The organism is Sphingomonas sp. UYAg733 (assembly GCF_054057355.1).
This window is the reverse complement of sequence record NZ_JBSRZE010000001.1, coordinates 820,467-837,565: the sequence shown is the minus strand read 5'-3', so window position 1 is coordinate 837,565 and position 17,099 is coordinate 820,467. Positions and strand designations below refer to the sequence as shown.

Below are 17,099 nucleotides of genomic sequence, written 5' to 3'. Positions count from 1 at the left end.
TCGCCCCCTCCCCCGTGGGAACGCTGGCCGGCGCGAAATCCCTCAGTGTCCCGAGGTGAGCTTAAGGCCCGCAATGCACAACACCACGCCGAGGATCAGCAAGAGGCGTGGCAGGCTCGCCGGTTCGCCAAACCAGGCGATGCCGACCAGAACCGTGCCGAGCGCGCCGATCCCGCCCCATACCGCATAGGCCGTACCCATGGGAATCGACCGCGACGCCATTTCGAGCAACGCCATGGACAGGGTCACAGAGGCGAGGAAGCCAAATGTCCAGGGCATGTTGCGGAAGCCATCGACATAGCGCAGGCAGGTAGTGAAGCCGATCTCGAAACAGCCACCGATGATCAGCAGGATCCAAGCCATCAGCTGCGTCCGGCAAGCCCAGCCAGCGCCGTGCCCGACACACGCTGTGTGGTCCATTCGTCCATCCCCTCGGCCCCCATCGCGCGGTAGAAATCGATCGCGCGGACATTCCAGTCGAGCACCGCCCATTCGAAGCGCGCGCAGCCGCGATCGACCGCCAGGCCGGCAAGATGGACCAGCAGCGCCTTGCCCGCGCCCGACCCACGCGCCGCTGGCGTGACATAAAGATCCTCGAGCCAGATTCCCCGGACCCCGGTCCAGGTCGAGAAATTGTGGAAGAACACCGCCATGCCGACGGCTACGCCACCCTGCTCGGCGATCACCGCTTCGGCCGCCGGATGCGCACCGAACAGTGCGTCGCGCAGGTGCGGCTCGGTCGCGGTGACTGCGTCGGGCTCGCGCTCGAATTCGGCGAGTTCGCGCACGAAGCGCAGGATCGTGCCGATATCGGCGGGAACGGCGGAACGGACATTGATGCTCATATGGCGGCCTCCACATTGGATATGGGAACGGGATGGCGGCGCGCCGCGATCACGCACCCGATGATGATCAGCGTGGCACCGGCCAGTGTGAAGAGCGAGACGGTCTCGCCGAACACCAGCCAGCCGAGCAGCGCTGCCCACAGGAACGAAGTATATTCGGTCGGCGCAAGATAACTCGCCTCGCCACGCGCATAGGCCCAGCTGAGCAGCAACAACGAACCGACCGCGAGCAATGCCGCGCCAACCATCGCCGGCGCATGGACAAGGTCCGGCACCACCGCCAGCCAGGGCGCCGCCAACGCGAGTATAACCGCGACGATCGCGCTCTGGAAAAAAGCAATCTCGATCGGCCCGGCAAGCTGCGCCTGCTGCCGCATCAGGATGATATTATACGCATAGCATACCGCCGAGATCAGGATCGACGCGGTGCCGAGCAGCGCGTCGCGCCCCAGTTCGGCGCGCGCTTGCCCGACGAAGATGATGCCGACCCCCGCGATCGCCAGCAGCGACGCGACGATCGCGGTCCGCCCGACATGCTCCTTGAGCAGGACAGCGGCGAGAAACAGGGCGATCAGCGGCGCGATGAAGGCAAGCGCCACCGCCTGCGCCATCGGCACCCGCGCCAGGCCCCAGAAAAAGGTTACCGCCATGACCGCCGACACGCCGCCGCGAATCAGGTGGACGCGCATCACCGCCTTTGCTGGCCATGCGGTTCGCGTCGCCAGGAACAGCGCACCGCTGATCGCGACCCCCGCCAGGTTGCGCCACAACAAGGTGTTATAGGCGCCGATCGCAAGCGTCAGCCCCTTCATCAACGCGTCCATGCACGAGAACAGCGCGATGCCCAATGTCGCGATGGCGAAGGCGGTCGTGCTTGGCTTCATATCGAGCGCGATAGCCGCGCGCGATCGTCACGTCACCACAACGAATGTCCGAGCAGTATTTGGCGACTCACACCATAGCGCCCGCCGTCGTCTGGCCGCTTCGCCCCGTGAGGAGACATGGCTTAGCCGCCGACCACCTGCTCGATCACCCCGAAGATCGGGTGGTGTTTGTCGTCTTCCGCCCAGATGCGCACGGTGTCGCCCTTGGTCAGGAACGGGGTGACCGCTTTGCCGCCGTTGATCGTCTCGACCGTGCGCACTTCCGCAAGGCAGGAATAGCCCACGCCGCCATCGGCGATCGGCTTGCCCGGACCGCCGTCGGCGTCGCGATTCGACACCGTGCCCGAGCCGATGATTGTGCCCGCGCCGAGCGCGCGCGATTTGGCGGCGTGCGCGATCAGCGTGCCGAAATCGAAGGTCATATCTTCGCCCGCCTCGGCCCGGCCGAACGGCTTGCCGTTGAGGTCGACCATCAGCTTGCGGTGGAGCTTGCCATCCTTCCACCAGTCGCCGAGCGCATCGGGGGTGACGAACACCGGCGAAAAGGCGCTGGCCGGCTTGGACTGGAAAAAGCCGAAGCCTTTGGCCAGTTCGCCCGGGATCAGGTTGCGCAAGCTGACATCGTTGGTCAGGCCGACCAGCCGCACCGCATCCAATGCCTGTTCGCGGGTCGCACCAAGCGGCACGTCGCCGGTCACCACCACCACTTCGGCCTCCAGGTCACAGCCCCAGGCCTCATCGGCGAGCGGGATCGGGTCGCGCGGCCCGAGAAAACCGTCCGAGCCGCCCTGATACATCAGCGGATCATGCCAGAAACTCTCGGGCATTTCCGCCCCACGCGCCTGACGCACCAAAGCGACATGGTTCACATAGGCTGAGCCATCGGCCCATTGATAAGCCCGCGGCAGCGGCGACGCGGCGTCGTTTTCGTGGAAACGCCGCATCGGGATCATTTCATGTTCGAGATCGGTCGCGAGATTTTGCAGGGCGGGCAAAAGCCGGTCCCAGTCGTCGAGCGCGGCCTGGAGAGTCGGCGCGATGTGATTGGCATCGGCGTACCAGGCGAGATCGTTCGAGACGATGACGAGTTTTCCGTCACGCCCCTGTTTCGGATCGGCGTGCTTGAGGCTGGCCAGTTTCATGAGGTCTCCTAATGTTTTGCCTCAGCATACCCCCCTGATACGCGCTGTCGAGCGCTACCCGCTTGACCCAAACGTCAACGCCGCTCAAACCATGCAAAAGGTTTCAAGAGAGGACTGATCGATGCTCGACGCCATCCCCGGCCGCTTCGCCTATAATGAAGACCATGAAGCGTTCCGCCAGACGGTGCGCAGCTTCCTGCAGAAGGAAGGCGTCCCCAATGTCGGCGAATGGGAGGAAAAGCGTCTCGTCCCCAAGGAATTCTGGCGCAAGGCGGGCGAGATCGGGATGCTGTGCCCGACCGTGCCGGAGGCATATGGCGGGCTGGGCCTCGACTTCGGTTACAACGCGATTGTTGACGAGGAGATGAGCTATCAGGGCGTGCCCGCCGGCTTCTCGCTGCAATCCGACATCGTGTGCGACTATATCGTCCAGTACGGGTCGGAAGAGCAGAAGAAGCTGTGGCTGCCGCGACTCGTTTCGGGCGAGACGATCACCGCGATCGCGATGACCGAGCCGGGCACCGGATCCGACCTGCAGGCGATCCGCACCTCGGCGAAGAAGGACGGCAATCATTATGTCGTCAACGGATCCAAGACCTATATCACCAATGGCCAGAATGCCGACCTGATCCTGGTCGTCGCCAAGACCGACCCCGATGCCAAGCCCGCCTATAAGGGCATGTCGATCCTGTTGATCGAAAGCGACCGAGATGGGTTCAAGCGCGGGCGCAAGCTCGACAAGATCGGCCAGGACGCCGCCGACACCTCCGAACTGTTCTTCGAGGATGTCCGCGTGCCGATGACCAATTGCCTGGGCGAGGAAGGCAAGGGCTTCATTTACCTGATGAGCCAATTGCCGCAGGAGCGGCTGTCGATCGCGGTGGGCACCCAGGCGTCGGCGCAAAAGGCGTTCGACGAAACGGTCGAATTCACCAAGAGCCGCAAGGCTTTTGCCGGCATGGTGTTCGATTTCCAGAACACCCGCTTCGTGCTCGCCGACCTGAAGTCCAAGCTGCAGGTCGGCTGGGCGCATCTCGACTGGGCGATCAAGCGCCATCTCGCCGGCGAGTTGACCCCGGTCGAGGGCGCGGCGGCCAAATTATGGCACACCGAGCTGCAATGGGAGGTAATGGACAAGTGCCTGCAGCTCCATGGTGGCGCCGGTTATATGAACGAATATCCGATCGCGCGGATGTGGCGCGCGGCGCGCGTCAGCCGGATTTATGGCGGAACCAACGAGATCATGAAGGAGCTGATCGGGCGTAGTCTTTAGCTTTTTACGGCGGTGACGCGGTGCTTACGTCACCGTTCGTCGCGTGGTCTCTTGCAAAAACACCGCCTTATCGGCATGACGACGATCCGATGACACCCCCAGCGCCTGACGGCACCCGAGACAGGCGGATAGAAGATCCAACCAATCTCTGGCTGATCCACCCTACCGCACGGCGGCTCCTTCCGGTGGCGCTTGCGTGGCGCGTCTCGGCCAATATGGTATCGTTAATGGGGCTTGCCCTAGGGGTCGGCGCCGCCACCGCCTATTGGTACTGGAACACGCCGCTCGCCGCGGTGGTTGGTCTGATCCTGTCGATCGGCTGGCTCATCGCCGATGGCCTGGACGGCATGATCGCGCGCGCGACTCAGACCGCCAGCCCCTTTGGCCGCCTGCTCGACGGCATCTGCGACCATGGCGTCTTTATCCTCATTTATATCGTGATCGCGACCTCGATCGGCACCGGCGAAGGTTGGGCGCTGGCGTTCACTGCGGGTGGCGCGCACATCATCCAGTCGAGCCTGTACGAAGCGGAGCGCTCACGCTTCCATCGCCGCGTGCGCGGTGATTCGGGCGAATCGCCACCGGCGCGGACCGGAGGCCTGCTCGAACGTGGTTATGACGCGATCTCGCATGTCGTCGACCGGCTCGCTGATCCATTCGACCAGGCACTTCGGTCGAATCGCGACCCAGCCCGCTTTTGCGCCGATTACGGCCTGCGCGCGGCACCTGTGATGAAGTTGATGGCGCTGGAAAGCGCCAACATGCGCGTGCTGGCGATCTTCGTCGCCTGTCTGGTGGGCAATCCCCGCCTGTTCTGGTGGTTCGAGATCGTGCCGCTCACCCTCTTGATCATTGTCACGCTGATCTGGCATCGGCGCGTCGAAGCTGGCCTGGTGCATCTGGGCGGCGCGACACCCGTGAATACATGACCATCGGCACCTATATGGTCGCCATCCGCTACGCCATTATTTGAATATCGAAGGGGCTACCTCAACCATGAAAACCATCAATGTCGCAGTGATCGGCATCGGCAACTGCGCCAGTTCGCTGGTCCAGGGCCTGGCATTCTATCACAAGGGATCGAATGATCATGTCGGCCTGATGCATTGGGACCTGGGCGGCTACAAGCCGAGCGACATCAAGGTGGTCGCGGCATGGGATGTCGATACGCGCAAGGTCGGCGTCGACGTGGCCGATGCGATCTTCGCCAAGCCGAACTGCACCACGATATTCTGCGCCGACGTGCCGCAAAGCGGCGTTAAGGTTAAGATGGGGAATGTGCTGGACGGCGTGGCCGACCATATGTCCGATTATGCCGATGACCGTACCTTCATCGTCGCCGACCTGCCCCAGCCGACCAAGGAAGAGGTCATTGCAGCGCTGCGCGAGAGCAAGGCCGATGTGCTGATGAATTATCTGCCGGTCGGCAGCCAGAAGGCGACCGAATTCTACGCCGAATGCGCGCTCGAAGCGGGTGTCGCATTCGTCAACAACATCCCCGTCTTCATCGCCAGCGACGCCGTGTGGGCGAAGCGCTTCGAAGATGCCGGCGTGCCGATCGTCGGCGATGACATCAAGGCGCAGCTCGGCGCGACGATCGTCCACCGCGTGCTGACCGACCTGTTCGCCAAGCGCGGCGTGAAGCTCGACCGCACCTATCAGCTCAACACCGGCGGCAATACCGACTTCCTCAACATGTCGAACCATCGCCGTCTGGAATCGAAGAAGATTTCCAAGACCGAAGCGGTACAATCTGTCGCGGCCGAGCGCCTGACCGACGACAATGTGCATATCGGCCCGAGCGATTATGTCGCGTGGCAGAACGACAACAAGGTCTGCTTCCTGCGCATGGAAGGCCAGATGTTCGGCGGCGTACCAATGAACCTGGAACTGCGCCTGTCGGTCGAGGACAGCCCCAATTCCGCCGGTGTCGCGATCGACATGATTCGCTGCGCGAAGCTTGCCAGCGACCGTGGCCTGGGCGGTCCGATCCATCCGGCATCGGCGTATTTCTGCAAGCATCCTCCGATCCAGATGACCGACGATCTGGCCCAGCTTGCGGTTGAAGACTTCATCGCCGCCGCTGCGTGAGTCGACTGACCACGGCGGTACTACTCGCGGCGGGTGCCGGCACCCGCCTGCGATCGGCCGCCGATTCCAAACCACTGTGCGTCGTTGGCGGTAAACCGCTGATCGACCATGCGATCGAACGCATGGCATCAGCGGGGATCGCCCGCGTCATCGTCACGACCGGCTACCGTGCCGACGCGATCGACGCGCATCTTGCGTCGCGCGACTGGCCGGTGACGGTCGAGACCGCGCTGACCGCCGACTGGCGTCAGCCCAATGGCGTGTCCGCGCTTGCCGCCGCGCCGTTGCTGGCGGGCGACGCAACGGTGCTGGCGATGTGCGACCATCTCGTCGACCCAAAGCTCTATGCACGCATGGCCAATACGGGCGCGGGTGACGGGCTCAACCTCGGCATCGATCGCCGGCTCGGGCACCCCTGGGTCGATCCCGATGACGTGACCTTCGTCGCGACCGAAGGCGACCGGATCGTCGCGATCGGCAAAGGTATGGCGCCGCATGATTGCTACGACACCGGCGTGTTCGCGGTCGCGGCACCCTTCTTCGCCGCGCTCGAAACGCTGGCCGAACCGTCGATCACCGACGCGGTCCGCCTGCTCGCCGCACGTCGCGCCGCTGGCGTAGTCGATTGCAGCGATATCGACTGGATCGACGTCGACGATCCCAAGGCGCTGGCCGCCGCCGAGCAATGGCTGTCGGGCGGCTGATTTCGGAGGCGTACGGTCGGACGCAGCGGTTGACATGGGGCTCTCACTAACGGATTTCAGGCGCTTCCCGGGACAACACCGGATCCAATAACAGGGGGCGTCATGGCGAACGGGTTTCGGGCGGCACAAGAATTGCGCGCCGCGATGATGGCCTGTGCGATGGCCGCCATGCTCTCGGCCTGCGCGACCGACGCCAATGCCGACAAGCCGAGGAGCGCGAGCGATTCCGCGCCGGGCAAAAGCTACAGCCGCGACCCCTATCCTTCGACCTACAAAGCCTATCCCGGCACGCCGACGGTGATCACCAATGTCACCATCTTCGATGGCGAGGGCGGGACCTTCACCGACGGATCGGTATTGTTCGCCGATGGCAAGATCGTCGCGCTGGGCGCGTCCGACTTCACCGTACCCGAAGGCGCGACGGTGATCGACGGCACCGGCAAGGTCGTCACACCCGGCATCATCGATATCCATAGCCATCTTGGCGATTACCCCTCGCCCGGGGTCGAAGCCAATTCCGACGGCAACGAAGCGACCGGCCCGATCACCGCCGATGTCTGGGCAGAGCATAGCGTCTGGCCGCAGGACCCGGGGTTCAGCCGCGCGCTGACCAATGGCGGCGTCACCACGCTGCAGATCCTGCCCGGATCGGCCAATCTGATGGGCGGCCGGTCGGTCGTGCTCAAGAATGTCTATGCGCGCACCATGCAGGGGATGAAATTCCCCGGCGCGCCCTATGGCCTGAAGATGGCGTGCGGCGAGAATCCCAAGCGCGTCTATGGCAGCAAGGGCCGCCAGCCATCGACCCGGATGGGTAATATCGCGGTCGATCGCCAGACCTGGGCGAAGGCGGTCGAGTATAAGCGCAAATGGGACAAGTACGAGAAGGAGGGCGGCGACGCGCCCACGCGCGACATCGCGATGGACACGCTGCGCGGCGTGCTCGACGGCGAAATCCTGGTGCAGAATCATTGTTATCGCGCCGACGAAATGGCCATCGTTATGGATATGGCCAAGGAATTCGGCTATCATGTCAGTGCCTTCCACCACGCGGTCGAGGCTTACAAGATCGGCGACCTGTTAAAGGCCAACGGAACCTGCGCCGCGGTCTGGGCCGACTGGTGGGGCTTCAAGATGGAAAGCTATGACGCGATCAGCGAGAATCTCGCGCTGCTGCAAAAGGCCGGCGCGTGCGCGATGATCCATAGCGATGACGAGAACGGCATCCAGCGGCTGAACCAGGAAGTCGCCAAGGCGCTCGCCGCCGGGCGTCGCGCGGGGATCGACATCTCCGACGCGGTGGCGTGGGAATGGCTGACCATCAACCCGGCCAGGGCGCTGGGCATCGCCGACAGAACCGGCAGCCTGAAAGCGGGCAAGATGGCCGATGTCGTGCTGTGGAACGGCAATCCGTTCAGCGTTTATTCGCGGCCCGACAAGGTGTGGATCGACGGCGCGCTGCTCTACGATGCGAACAATCCGAAACTGAGACCGGTGTCCGATTTCGAGCTCGGCCAACCTGGTGCTGGAGATGTGAAGTGAAGCGCCTGCTGCTCTGCACCGCCGCGTCACTGCTGGCCGCCGCCGGCCTGGCTGCGACCACCATGGCCGCAGCCGCCCAGTCGGTCGTGATCGTCAATGCCAAGCTGGTGATCGGCGACGGCAGCGCTCCGATCGAGCACGGCACGGTGGTGGTGCGCGACGGCAAGGTCGTTGCGGCCGGCGCCAGTATTGCGGCACCGGCGGGGATCGACACGATCGATGCCGGTGGCCGCTGGGTCACGCCAGGCATCGTCGCGGGCTTCACCCGGATGGGCATCATCGAAGTCGATGGCGTACCGCAGACCAATGATTCGGGCGCATCGAGCAGCCCGTTCCACGCCGCGCTCGACATCTCGCTGGCGGTCAATCCGCGCACCAGTTCGATCCCGCTCAATCGCGCCGAGGGCGTGACGCGCGCGATCGTCGCGCCCGACAATAATGGTTCGGTGTTCGCCGGCATGGGCGCGGTGATCGACCTTGGCGCCGACCGCAATGCGGTGACGCGTCCGCGCGCATTCCAGTTCATGGAATATGGCGAATCCGGCGCGCGCGCCGCAGGCGGCAGCCGCCCGGCGGCGATCGCGCAGTTCCGCAACGCGCTGACTCAGGCGCGTGATTATGCGCGCAACCCGGCGGGTTATGCCGACCTCGGCAAGGATGCGTTGCTGACGCGCGCCGATGCCGAAGCGCTAGGCGCGGTGGTCACCGGGCGCATGCCGCTGCTGATCCATGTCGAGCGCGCCTCCGACATATTGGTGTTGCTCGACCTCAAAAGGGAAATGCCCGCGCTGAAGCTGGTGTTCGTCGGGGTAGCCGAAGGCTGGATCGTGGCGCCGCAAATCGCCGCAGCGCACGTGCCGGTGATCGCCAGCGCGCTAACCGACCTCCCCGCATCATTCGAGCAGCTTGGATCGACTCAGTCGAATATCGGCCGGATGAAGGCGGCGGGCGTCCAGGTCGGCATCGGCATGATCAACGACAATGAGGCGCGCCAGGCGCGGCTCGAAAAGCAATATGCCGGCAATCTTGTCGCGCTGACCAGATTGCCCGGCGCGACCGGTCTCGACTGGAACAGCGCGTTCGCCGCGATCAGCTCGATTCCGGCCGAAGCGATCGGTCTCGGCGGCGAGATCGGCTCGCTGCGTCCCGGACGGCGCGGCGATGTGGTGATCTGGAGCGGCGATCCGCTCGAGCTCGATACCGCCGCGCTCAGCGTCTGGATCGACGGGGTCAAGCAACCGCTCGAAACGCGCCAGGGCATGCTGCGCGACCGCTATCTGCAGCCACAAGAAGGCGCGTTGCCCAAGGCGTATCAGCGCTGAGGGTGCCGACGCTCGGCAGGACGGTGTTTTGCCGACCGCCACGACGTCAAATTCCCGCATCTGCGGGAATGGCTGCGGGAAAATGCTTTTTTTGAGTATTCTGCGGGAATCTACGGGAAATCCTGCGGGAATTTCGGTGCGGCGTAACGGGAATTTTACCGGTGGCTTGCGGGAAATCGGGAAGTGGCGCGAGGGGGGTCATGATCTGCTCAAATCCCGGGCGTGCCTGATGACGGCCTGCGCAATTCAACCAATCCAGCGAAGGGCGTTCGCCCGCGACGTAAGAAGCGCACACTCCGAAAGCAGGCATGACAGTGGCCGAGAACAATGTGAATCGTCCGCTCGAAGTTAGTGCCGCTGGGTGGGACCGGAAGGTGCGGATGGACGGTCGGGCGGGATATGGTTTCCCTATTGTGACATATCTCCAATACCGGCGAGTTTCCCAGCTTATGAAAATATATTGTTTATTCAATTACATGTGTGGCGCTTGACAAGCGCCCGCAAAGGACGGCGTCCTATTGGAATGGCCGTGATGGTGCTTTGAGTTAGGAGCGCCCCAAAGCTAGCGGTGCGATATCTCGTCCCCTTTGCGCCCCATATCAGCCGTTCAGCGCGACGGGCACGATCCCCGGAAGTAGTCATTGGCAGATGCTGGCCATGCCCTTCCGGACTTTGATATCTTACGTCGAAAACTGGATTCGAATGTCTCAGGGCTGCGAGGGCATGGATGTCTCGCCAGTCCATGTATGGCGGGTCGATCTTTTCCACCGACGGGCTTCGGTTATCCTCCGAAATGCTCGCGGATGTAGGCGTCGGCCTGGCTCGGTATGAGCTCCTGCGTCGAGTTGCCCGAACGCACGAAGAATCGCTCGGCTGGCACGTCACGGGCGTCTTTCGTTGTGACGAACACGGGGGAGGGCGATCGGTCTATATCGATCCGACACACCTCGGCATCTTCGTGCTCGGGAAAACTGATCCGTATCCGGGCAGCGCGATATGCCTGGCCGAAATGATTGGTGACCAGATTGGTTAGGTGTAGCTGCATCTTATCTCGGTCACCGCCCAGACAGCCATAGTCGCGCTCTAGGCCGCGGATTGTGCTATCGTCCGCGACGCCGATCAGAAGCGTGCCGCCTACACGGTTGGCGAACCCGGCCAGCGTCTTGATCGCAACGTCCTCCAGTTTGCGGTTCTGAACGTCAGCGACGATGTCCCAGCGCAGCGTTTCCTTGAACTCGAGGCGCTCGTGCTCGCCCTCGGCGATCAGCGCGACGAGCGGCGAAGGTGCCTTGTCGGGAGGCGACGCGACGGGCGCCTCCGCACCGGTCACCAGCACGCCATTCTTCCGATCAATCCAGCCCTTTTCAATAGCAGAGGTTACGACATCGCTGATCAAAGTCCGCAGCTGGCTGCTGGTGGACTTGAACCCAAAAGCGCGGGAAACTGCGAGCGCGATCTGATCGTCGGTAGCGCCGTAGTGCGTCCGAACAATGTCGAGGATGGCGCGTTCGATCTCGGCAGGAGGCAGTGCTTCGCAGCGTCGCAGGGTGGTCGAAATCACGGCGCTGCGATCCCGAACCCTGATATCTCGGCCCGAAATCGACAGAAAATCGCCCTGTCGGGCCAGGCGGCCCATTCGCACAGATACGTCCACGGCCATTTCGATCGCTGTTTGAATTCGCCCCCCGGCGCGTTTCAGACCCCAAGCGCAGCGAATCCTAACGACGATCTCGTCGAGACAGACTGGGCCCTCAACCTCGACGACCCGCTCGGCGAGTTCGGACAGGATACCGCGCGGGGCGTCATGCAGCTCGTTGACGATGTGCGACGGACGAGTGACCGTGGCTTCGACATAGGCGACCACGCTGGGCGCAGCATCATCGCTAGCGGCAAGGCCGATCTCGGTCACGTCCTCGCGTTCGATCGTCACGATCTCAAATGGCACCGCGCGCTTTGCTCCCGTCCCGGCCGCCTGGGCATCATGTTCGGCCTTGGCCGCCTCCACCCGTGCCACGATCAAGTCGAGTTGCTGAACTGGTCGCTGGAACCAGTCGGTGCTCCAGACGCGGTGAATCGACCAGCCATGGCTTTCGAGCACGGATTGGCGCAGCCGATCGCGATCACGTGCGGATTTTGCGCCGTGATAGGACGCTCCGTCGCACTCGACCCCTAGGAGATAACGTCCCGGACGATCCACGTCGGCGACCGCAAGATCAATGAAGAAGCCGGCAAGACCGACCTGACGGTGAACCTGGTAGCCGCGCGCCTGCAAAGCGTTTGCGACCTGTTCCTCGAACACGCTGTCATGATCGCGCCCGGTGCTTTCGGCGAGCGTCATTCGACCGGTTCGGGCAAAATGCAGGAACAGGCGGAACGCGAAAACACCTTTGCGCGTGCTGGCGAAGTCAGGATCGATGTCTTCGTCGGTCATAGACGCGAAGACTTCGCACCGCTGTTTCGCACGACTGATGAGCACGTTCAGCCGGCGCTCGCCGCCGTCGGTGCCAAGCGGCCCGAACCGCATCGGCACGCGTCCGCCGGGCGTTGTCGGACCATATCCAACCGAAATGAAGATGACGTCGCGCTCGTCGCCCTGGACATTCTCAAGGTTCTTTACGAAGAACGGTTCGGAATGATGCGCTTGGAAAAATGCTTCCACTTCCGGCGGCAGCGCACGTCGCAGTACTTCGAGCTGGTCGACGATCGCACGGCGTTGCGCCGCCGAGAAGGAAGCGACGCCCAGCGACAGGTCGGCATGATCGCGTGCATGCGCGACGATGGCCTGAGCCACGATCTTCGCCTCGATCATGTTGGTGCGCGTCGTGCCCGTATCGAAGATACCGTTCGAGATATGGTGGAAGCGCAGCCCCATTCCCGCCTCAGCAGTATAGGGGCTTGGGACGATGAACAGCTTGTTCTCGTAGAATTGGCGATTGCTCACCGCGATCAGTGACTGATGCTTACTGCGATAATGCCAGCGCAGCATCCGCATCGGCAGGCCGCGCGCGGTGAACAGGCCCAGAATACTCTCGATATCGGCGACGCGACCGACCGCATCGTCGCTCTCGTCGTCATCACCGCCGCTGGTCATCTTGGAGAAGAAGGCGGTCGGTGGCAGTTGCTTGGGATCGCCGACCACGACAACCTGCTTTGCGCGGGCAACGGCGCCAAGCGCATCGATCGGCTGAATCTGGCTGGCTTCGTCCATCACCAGGAGATCGAACTCCAAGCCGCCGGGCGCCAAAAATTGCGCAACCGAGAGTGGGCTCATCATAAACACCGGTTTGAGCGCCTGCACCGCAGGTCCGGCTTGCTCCATCAACTTGCGAATCGGCATATGGCCACGCTTGCGGGCGATCTCGGCGCGGAGCACGCCGAGCGGCCCCACCGCACCGCCGTCGCGGGCAGGCACACGCGCATGGTGAGCACGGACGACCTCAAGGCTCGCCGATGCGATCCGCTGGCGATCCATGTCTGCGAATTCGCGCGCGAGGCGGCCGTGGAGCGTCCCGTCGAAATTCCCGAGCGCCGAATCGGCCGAGACCTGATCAGCATAGACCGATTCGTAATAGGCCATCTCGAATGCCGGAATCGCACCCTCGGGCGTCAGGCGTCCATCAGCCAGTCGCCGCACGATATCCTCGCAGCCCAGCGAAGTTGCTTGTCCGGCACGGTCACGATACGCGACCCACTGAAACAGTTGCTCCGCGCTCACCGCCCATGCGGCTAGCCGCGACCGGAGCAGCGCCAGCTGGATTTCGGCCAGATCGGTGGCACCGAATGCATATTCCCGGTCGAGTTGCAGATAATCGAAAAGCGCCGCTAGATCGCGCTCCAGCACGGCTAGCGTCTGTGCTGCCGCCTCTGCCAGATGCTGCGGTCGCGTGTGGTCTGCAATGCCGCTCACCAGCAACCTTATGTCGGAGTTGGCATCGATCCATTCGGCAGCATGAAGCAATGCCGCCCAATCGCTTTGCGCGGCGCGCCACGCGTCGCCGAAGACCTCGCCACCGAGTGGTTCTCCTTCAGTGATGGCAGCTGCGGCATGCTGGCCGTCGGCGAGGGCCGCCAAGCGCGAACGGCGCAGATCAAGGTCGAGTTGCCCGTCACGCATCCAAGCGGCCGAAACGCGGTCGGCCGAATGCAATCGGGTCACCGCCGCGGATGCCGCCACCAGGTCGGCGGCGAGCAGGTCGTCGGTCTCTGCGAACACGACAGAGCGTGCCCGCCACAGATCTTGATGGATCGCGGACAATAGCGTCGCTCCCGCCTCAACAGTTGCGATCGAGCGACTTGCCGAAACGCCAATCGCGTTACGATCGGGCTGCCGCGCCGCAATTTGGCGCGCGGCCGAGCCAACGGCTTTCAGCGAACGCACCCATTCGACCAAGCGAACCAGCGGTTCCGATGTCGAGCGGTCGCCGCGCCAGTTGCGCCCAAATGCGGTCCGGGCGAACGCGTCTTCCTCTTTCACCACAGCCAGCGCCGCGCGTCCGCGAGCCAACGCGTCGAGGATCGCCAGCGTGGACTCCAACGGGGCATCCGGCCGAGTCAGCACGGACCGCGCAAGACGGTTGGCCTGTCGCCACTCTCCGCTGAACAGCTTGAAGAACCCGGAGCCATGCGCGGCTAACGTCGCCCTCGTCGCGGACATGTCCATTGTCCATGCGGCTTCGGTCAGGCCGCCGTCGATTGCGGCGTGTGCGGATTCGAGAACCGCGACCGCCTCGGCTACATCTCCGGCGCGCTCGGTTTCGTTATCCCAGATAATTGCCGCGAGCGCCGCGGGGTCAACGTCGGGCGCGTCGGCGACACGCTCGCCGATAAGCGCCTGGTGCCGCGCTTCCGCAAGCGTCGTGGGCGCTTCGTAGCCGAGTGTCCGCGCCAGCCCGCCGCTTTCCTCCAGCAGGCGGGGTATAAGTGCGTGCGCTTCGGCCAGCCGTGCCAGCGCCTCGGCGGGGAAAGCCGGCGGCAGTGAGATCAGTGCCGCGATCGGCTCGGCAAGGTCTGCCGACCAAGCGTCGCCGGTAAGGGCGTCGGCCAATGTCGTGCGGATTGCCGCGTGATGCGCGCCGATCTGGACTAGCGTGTCGATCTCGGCTCGCCGCGCTTCCCAATTGTGGTGGCCGATAGCCGCGTTCGACAGGGTTGGCGCCCCCGCGACCCGTTGTGCCAGCGTTACCAGCGGCGCGAGCCCGCGAAGGTCGTCGGGCGGCGCGAGAACGAGAAGCTCTGCGATCGTTGCCAAGTCGGCGATGCCGATGTCGATCCTCGCGACCAGTGCCTCGATCCGCTCCCGCAGTCGCTCGCCATCGGTCGGCAGGATCGAGGACAGCCCGACGCCGCGCCAGATATGTTCATCGGCCCGCCCGATCGCGACAATCCGCTCGACCAGTTCGCCGACCACGTCATGTCGTTCGGCGAATGCGTCGGCCGACCATGTTTCGGGCGCATCGAGCGCAATATCACCCGGCTTACAGCCGTCCTGACGCAACCGCGTGAGTTGGCCGACCACCTCATACGGCGTCAGCCCAGACGCTTGGTGCGGGTGGTGCATTCGTTCGGCATGCGCATTCAGCTTGTCGCGTGCCTCACGCAGTCGGACATGCAGCGTCCCGGGATCACGCCCCTTCGGCGCGCCCAGTTCCCAGCTACGCCGCAACTCCTCCAGCAGAGCCCGCTTGTTCGCCTTGTTGCTGTGCAGTTCCAAGCATGCGTCGCCAACACCAGTCGCATCAAGGCGACGCTTCACGACTTCAAGCGCGGCCATCTTCTCCGCGACAAACAGCACGCGTTTCCCGTCGGCAACCGCAGACGCGATGATGTTAGCGATCGTTTGGCTCTTGCCCGTGCCCGGCGGCCCCTGGATGACCATGTCGCGACCACGACGAACCTCATGGACGGTCAGCGCCTGCGAGCTGTCGCTATCTAGGATATGCAGCATATCCGCCGGCGATATGTGCAGATCAATGTTGCTGTCCTCCGCAATCATCGCCTCGTCGGCTTCGAAGCCCTCAGCCAGCAGGCCGCGGATCAATGGGCGCTCAATGATATTGCCGGCAGCTAGCCAATTGTCCGGATCAAGATCGCGATACATCAGAAATTTCGCGAAGGAGAAGAATCCGAGTACAATCTGATCGGCAATGACCTCCCACCCAGGCTTGGACGACACGGCGTCAGCCACTTCGGCGATATAGGCGATGGGATCGAACGCATCGCCGGCCTCGAACACCGGCAGGCGAATGCCCTGTGTGCGATCGAGAAATGCCTCGAGCGACAGGTTCGAAGCATAGTCGTCTTGCCGCACCCGCAACTTGAATTTCTCGCCGGCATTGCCGCGTTCGAGCGACACCGGCACCAGGATAAGCGGCGCATAGCGTATATTTGTCGCATTCTGCGGGTCGATCCATTTTAGCGCGCCAAGAGCTAGGAAGAGGATGTTGACGCCCTGCTCCTCCTCCAAAGTGCGGGCATCATGATAAAGCTCAAGCAGCCGCTTCTGAAGGCCTTTGGGGGTGAAACGGGTTTGAAGGCGGGTATCGGTGTGTCTCGCGCTGACGCCCCGCTCATCGGCCTCTTCATCTTCGGGCTGCGCGAGATCCGCGATCTCATCGACATCCTCATCGATATCGTCGATGAGATCGGCTTCATCGCCGGCGCGCGCCGCCTTCCCCGCGACGAATGTGAATGGACGATTGTCGCGCACAAGAAGCCGAAAGATTTCTGCAGTCTTCTCATCCACGATTTCTACCGCGCGCGCACCCTTGGCAGAACGCGGCATGTTCAGCAGGCGATTGCGTGCGGAAAGGTCGAGAAGTTCGGTACGAGCGCGGTCTAGCTTCTCGCGTATCGGGAGCTTGCTCTGAAAAAGTGATGCGTGCTCGTCAACAGCGTCGCTAACCAAATTTGTCATCATTCCATCCCGCCCCCGATTCGCAGCGCTCATTAACGCTGCGAGCGATGAGCAAGTCTATAGAAGAAGACCGACCAATTTGGACCTGAAAGTATCTGACGAGACGGTTGCTGCATGACATAGCTGGCGTTTGAGGCGGCAAATGTCTGCTCTCCGGCGCAGAATCCACCGAACTGACAGCCCGCTTCCGGCCAACCTCAATCGTTTCCATGGATGTCTTTGACTAGCCCGCCCAAATCGATACTAGTAGATTTCGGGGCAACGCTCCCAGCGATGCGTCACGCGATGCCGTGAGCGCTCGTCACCAAATCTCAACCCACATTGACATTTTGCAGCGCAGCATCTATATGCCGCCCATCGAGGCGTCATGCAGCGTGATCGGA

Annotated in this window: 11 protein-coding genes; 6 read left to right on the top strand and 5 right to left on the bottom strand. The window is 63.1% G+C overall.

Annotation, left to right across the window (positions count from 1 at the left end; all coding sequences use genetic code 11):
* Positions 1 to 42: 42 nt before the first annotated feature.
* The 4 genes from ACVWZA_RS04235 to ACVWZA_RS04220 all read right to left on the bottom strand — a co-directional run bounded on the left by ACVWZA_RS04235 (position 43) and on the right by ACVWZA_RS04220 (position 2,871).
* Positions 43 to 363 (bottom strand): DMT family transporter, encoded by a 321-nt coding sequence (locus tag ACVWZA_RS04235; protein WP_457309888.1) that lies wholly within the window; start codon positions 361 to 363, stop codon positions 43 to 45.
* Entirely contained in the window at positions 363 to 845 is a 483-nt protein-coding gene (locus ACVWZA_RS04230; RefSeq protein WP_457309887.1) for an N-acetyltransferase family protein, read from the bottom strand. The genes ACVWZA_RS04235 and ACVWZA_RS04230 overlap by 1 nt, the downstream gene beginning before the upstream one ends.
* Positions 842 to 1,729: a DMT family transporter gene (locus ACVWZA_RS04225; protein WP_457309886.1), complete on the bottom strand. Its 888-nt coding sequence runs from the start codon at positions 1,727 to 1,729 to the stop codon at positions 842 to 844. Before ACVWZA_RS04225 ends, ACVWZA_RS04230 begins: the two co-directional genes overlap by 4 nt.
* A gap of 122 nt (positions 1,730 to 1,851) precedes the next feature.
* Complete coding sequence (locus tag ACVWZA_RS04220; protein WP_457309885.1) at positions 1,852 to 2,871, bottom strand: fumarylacetoacetate hydrolase family protein; 1,020 nt, start codon at positions 2,869 to 2,871, stop codon at positions 1,852 to 1,854.
* A gap of 121 nt (positions 2,872 to 2,992) precedes the next feature.
* On the opposite strand from ACVWZA_RS04220, the gene ACVWZA_RS04215 reads away from it, so the two are divergent.
* The 6 genes from ACVWZA_RS04215 (at position 2,993) to ACVWZA_RS04190 (ending at position 9,803) form a co-directional block, all read left to right on the top strand.
* Entirely contained in the window at positions 2,993 to 4,144 is a 1,152-nt protein-coding gene (locus tag ACVWZA_RS04215) for an acyl-CoA dehydrogenase family protein (protein WP_457309884.1), read from the top strand.
* An 89-nt stretch (positions 4,145 to 4,233) separates the two neighbouring features.
* Positions 4,234 to 5,073: a CDP-alcohol phosphatidyltransferase family protein gene (locus ACVWZA_RS04210; protein WP_457309883.1), complete on the top strand. Its 840-nt coding sequence runs from the start codon at positions 4,234 to 4,236 to the stop codon at positions 5,071 to 5,073.
* A 67-nt stretch (positions 5,074 to 5,140) separates the two neighbouring features.
* Positions 5,141 to 6,235: an inositol-3-phosphate synthase gene (locus tag ACVWZA_RS04205; RefSeq protein ID WP_457309882.1), complete on the top strand. Its 1,095-nt coding sequence runs from the start codon at positions 5,141 to 5,143 to the stop codon at positions 6,233 to 6,235.
* Positions 6,232 to 6,939 (top strand): phosphocholine cytidylyltransferase family protein, encoded by a 708-nt coding sequence (locus ACVWZA_RS04200; protein WP_457309881.1) that lies wholly within the window; start codon positions 6,232 to 6,234, stop codon positions 6,937 to 6,939. The genes ACVWZA_RS04205 and ACVWZA_RS04200 overlap by 4 nt, the downstream gene beginning before the upstream one ends.
* Before the next feature lie 147 nt (positions 6,940 to 7,086).
* Positions 7,087 to 8,481 (top strand): amidohydrolase, encoded by a 1,395-nt coding sequence (locus ACVWZA_RS04195; protein ID WP_457310065.1) that lies wholly within the window; start codon positions 7,087 to 7,089, stop codon positions 8,479 to 8,481.
* On the top strand, positions 8,478 to 9,803 hold the full coding sequence (locus ACVWZA_RS04190; RefSeq protein ID WP_457309880.1) for an amidohydrolase family protein: 1,326 nt from the start codon (positions 8,478 to 8,480) through the stop codon (positions 9,801 to 9,803). The genes ACVWZA_RS04195 and ACVWZA_RS04190 overlap by 4 nt, the downstream gene beginning before the upstream one ends.
* 781 nt (positions 9,804 to 10,584) lie before the next feature.
* On the opposite strand, the gene ACVWZA_RS04185 is transcribed toward ACVWZA_RS04190, so the two are convergent.
* The gene (locus ACVWZA_RS04185) at positions 10,585 to 16,584 is read right to left on the bottom strand and encodes a DUF3320 domain-containing protein (RefSeq protein WP_457310064.1); all 6,000 of its coding nucleotides are present in this window, start codon (positions 16,582 to 16,584) and stop codon (positions 10,585 to 10,587) included.
* Between the last annotated feature and the right edge of the window lie 515 nt (positions 16,585 to 17,099).

Bases quoted from the DNA above. Each gene is read 5' to 3' on its own strand.
- ACVWZA_RS04195 (WP_457310065.1), top strand. From the start codon at position 7,087: ATGGCCTGTGCGATGGCCGCCATGCTCTCGGCCTGCGCGACCGACGCC.
- ACVWZA_RS04235 (WP_457309888.1), bottom strand. From the start codon at position 363: ATGGCTTGGATCCTGCTGATCATCGGTGGCTGTTTCGAGATCGGCTTC.
- ACVWZA_RS04220 (WP_457309885.1), bottom strand. From the start codon at position 2,871: ATGAAACTGGCCAGCCTCAAGCACGCCGATCCGAAACAGGGGCGTGAC.
- ACVWZA_RS04225 (WP_457309886.1), bottom strand. From the start codon at position 1,729: ATGAAGCCAAGCACGACCGCCTTCGCCATCGCGACATTGGGCATCGCG.
- ACVWZA_RS04230 (WP_457309887.1), bottom strand. From the start codon at position 845: ATGAGCATCAATGTCCGTTCCGCCGTTCCCGCCGATATCGGCACGATC.
- ACVWZA_RS04215 (WP_457309884.1), top strand. From the start codon at position 2,993: ATGCTCGACGCCATCCCCGGCCGCTTCGCCTATAATGAAGACCATGAA.
- ACVWZA_RS04205 (WP_457309882.1), top strand. From the start codon at position 5,141: ATGAAAACCATCAATGTCGCAGTGATCGGCATCGGCAACTGCGCCAGT.
- ACVWZA_RS04210 (WP_457309883.1), top strand. From the start codon at position 4,234: ATGACACCCCCAGCGCCTGACGGCACCCGAGACAGGCGGATAGAAGAT.
- ACVWZA_RS04185 (WP_457310064.1), bottom strand. From the start codon at position 16,584: ATGCCGCGTTCTGCCAAGGGTGCGCGCGCGGTAGAAATCGTGGATGAG.